This window comes from Streptomyces ossamyceticus, from assembly GCF_001418475.1.
GTDB classification, from domain to species: domain Bacteria; phylum Actinomycetota; class Actinomycetes; order Streptomycetales; family Streptomycetaceae; genus Streptomyces; species Streptomyces ossamyceticus.
In genome coordinates this window covers 1-2,753 of the sequence record NZ_LIQX01000033.1, presented here as the reverse complement: position 1 = coordinate 2,753, position 2,753 = coordinate 1, and the positions used below count along the sequence as shown (strand labels likewise).

Annotated in this window: 3 protein-coding genes; 1 reads left to right on the top strand and 2 read right to left on the bottom strand. The window is 73.8% G+C overall.

Features of this window, described 5'->3' with window-relative positions; translation table 11 throughout:
• Positions 1–850 (top strand): bifunctional RNase H/acid phosphatase (locus AOK15_RS03230; RefSeq protein WP_240508288.1); only part of this gene is annotated, 850 nt, incomplete at its 5' end.
• Positions 851–868: 18 nt separating this feature from the next.
• On the opposite strand, the gene eda is transcribed toward AOK15_RS03230, so the two are convergent.
• Together eda and yaaA are read right to left on the bottom strand one after the other, a co-directional pair.
• The gene (gene eda / locus AOK15_RS03225) at positions 869–1,516 is read right to left on the bottom strand and encodes a bifunctional 4-hydroxy-2-oxoglutarate aldolase/2-dehydro-3-deoxy-phosphogluconate aldolase (protein WP_055512522.1); all 648 of its coding nucleotides are present in this window, start codon (positions 1,514–1,516) and stop codon (positions 869–871) included.
• A 152-nt stretch (positions 1,517–1,668) separates the two neighbouring features.
• Positions 1,669–2,451 carry a peroxide stress protein YaaA gene (yaaA, locus tag AOK15_RS03220; protein WP_055512520.1) on the bottom strand — a complete coding sequence of 261 codons (783 nt, stop codon included), beginning with the start codon at positions 2,449–2,451 and terminating at the stop codon, positions 1,669–1,671.
• Between the last annotated feature and the right edge of the window lie 302 nt (positions 2,452–2,753).

Sequence of the window (2,753 nt, the reverse complement as noted above, 5' to 3'; positions counted from 1 at the left end):
CACCGATGAGCTGGGCGCCGACGGGACGGGTGCCGACGGGACGGGTGTCGATGTGCCGGGCGCCGTTGCGGCCCGGCTCGCCGAGCCCGATGCTGCCGTCGGGGCCTCTGTCGCCAGGAAGACCGCCGCCGAGAGGGGCGACGCCCATACCCCTGGGGTGCGGAGGGCCGCGGCGAGCGCCGACATCCGCGCCGCGAGGAACGTCGCCTCCGCCGCCCCCGATCTCGGTACCCCGGCCACCTTCGTGCTGCTCCGGCACGGGGAGACGCCCCTGACGCCCCAGAAGCGGTTCTCGGGGAGCGGCGGTTCCGACCCGTCCCTCTCCGACGTCGGCCGCTACCAGGCGGAACGGGTCGCCGCCGCGCTGGCCGCCCGGGGGACGATCCAGGAGGTCGTGTCGTCGCCGCTGGCCCGCTGCCGGGAGACGGCACAGATCGTCGCGGCCCGCCTCGGGCTGGGCGTGACCCTCGACGACGGGCTGCGGGAGACGGACTTCGGCGCGTGGGAAGGGCTCACTTTCGGTGAGGTGCGGGAGCGGTACCCCGACGACATGAACGCCTGGCTCGCCTCGCCGGACGCGGAGCCCACCGGCGGCGGTGAGAGCTTCGGGGCTGTCGCCCAGCGGGTCGCCGCGACCCGCGATCGGCTGACCGAGGCGCACCGGGGCCGTACGGTCCTGCTCGTCAGCCATGTCACGCCGATCAAGACCCTGGTCCGCCTGGCCCTCGGCGCACCCCCCGAGTCCCTGTTCCGCATCGAACTGTCAGCGGCCTCCCTGACGGCCCTGGCGTACTACGCCGACGGCAACGCCACGCTCCGCCTCCTCAACGACACGTCACATCTGCGCTGAGCGGCGACGGCCGTACGCTCACCGCAGGGCCGCCGCGCTGCGCGCCAGAGCCTCGACGCGCCCCCAGTCCCGTGCGGCGATCGCGTCGGCCGGGAGCATCCAGGTCCCGCCGACGCAGCCGACGTTGGGGAGGGAGAGGTACTCGGGCGCGTTGTCCGGCCCGATGCCTCCGGTCGGGCAGAACCGGGCCCGCGGCAACGGCCCCGCGAGCGACTTCAGATAGGCCGTACCGCCCGCCGCCTGCGCCGGGAAGAACTTCATCTCCCGTACGCCGCGCTCCAGCAGCGCCACGACCTCCGACGTGGTCGACACCCCCGGCAGGAACGGCACCCCGGACGCCTGCATCGCCGTGAGCAGGGCGTCCGTCCAGCCGGGACTCACCAGGAACCGCGCCCCGGCCCGCACCGCCGCCGTCACCTGTTCCGGCGTGACGACCGTGCCCGCCCCGACCACCGCGTCCGGCACGGCCCCGGCGATCGCCCGGATCGCGTCGAGCCCGGCGGGAGTCCGCAACGTCACCTCGATCGCCGGCAGCCCCCCGGCGACCAACGCCCGCGCGAGCGGCACGGCGTCGGAGGCGTCCTCGACGACGACGACCGGGACGACGGGGGCGAGGTCGAGCACGGAGGACGTCGAGACGGGACCGACGGGCGACGGAGAGGTCATGGGCTCATGCTGCCCGGCCTCCGCAGCATGCGCAAAGGTCGTTGCGCATGCTGCAATGCTCTGCTCGGTGCCTCGGTGCCTCGGTGCCTCGGTGCCTCGGTGCCTCGGTGCCTCGGCGCCTCAGGTCCTCACTCGGAGAGGTCGGCGCCCCGTCAGTGCACCTCGGTCACCAGCACGTCCAACGCCCAGGCCTTCCCCGCCCCGGCCGGAGGCTCCACCTCCACCATGTACCCGAGGTCCCGCAGCGCCTCCACGAGCTGCGCAGGGCCCTTGGGCGCCGCGCCGGCCGAGAGCAGGCTGCGGACGATGCGGCCCTTGGTCGCCTTGTTGAAGTGGCTGACCACCTTCCGGGTCGGCGCGTGCAGCACCCGTACCGTCGCCGTGCGCCCGGCGATCTCGCCCTTCGGCTTCCACGCGCCGGCGTACGCCGAGGACCGCAGATCGAGGACGAGCCCGTCGCCGGCCGCCTCGGGAAGCGCCGACGCCATCGGCGTACGCCAGTGCGTGCCGAGCGCGCCCACGCCGGGCAGCTTCACGCCCATCGAGCAGCGGTAGGAGGGGATGCGGTCCGTGACGCGGACGGCGCCCCACAGCCCGGAGAAGACCAGCAGCGAACGCGCCGCCCGCTTCTTCGCGGAGGTGTCGAGGGACGCCAGGTCGAGGGCGTCGTAGAGCACGCCGGTGTAGATCTGGCCGGCCGGTCGGGCCCCCGCCGTCCGCAGCTCCGCGTTCTTGGCGATCTCGCCGCGCAGCCCTTCGCTCAGGCCGAGCACCTCGCGGGCCTTGTCCTCGTCGCCCGCGCACAACTCGACCAGTTCACCGAGCACGGCCTCCCGCGCCTCGGTGAGCGCCGGGAGGGAAAGGGACTCCAGCTTCAGCGGAGCGCCGCCCGCTGAGGGGGCCTTTCCTTCGGACGGGGGCAGCAGGACGAGCACGGGGACTCCTTCGGATAGGGCTCCGCGACAGCGTACGGGGTGCGAACCGGGCCCCCGGCGACCCGGTCGGTCGGCCGACACCGGGCACCTGTCGGTACGCCGACCACCCACCCATGCCGAGCCTGGCGACCCGATCGGCCCGTACAAGGCTCCCGTCGGTACCTCGACCACCCGTACCGACCCGTACTACCGGCCCGTACGACCCGTACCGACCTGTGCGACCCGTACCGACCTGTGCGACCCGTACCGGTCTGTGCGACCCGTACCACCCGTACCACCCATACCACCCGTACCACCCGTAC

Coding starts and splice junctions, on each gene's coding strand:
- eda (WP_055512522.1), bottom strand. CDS start 1,516: ATGACCTCTCCGTCGCCCGTCGGTCCCGTCTCGACGTCCTCCGTGCTC.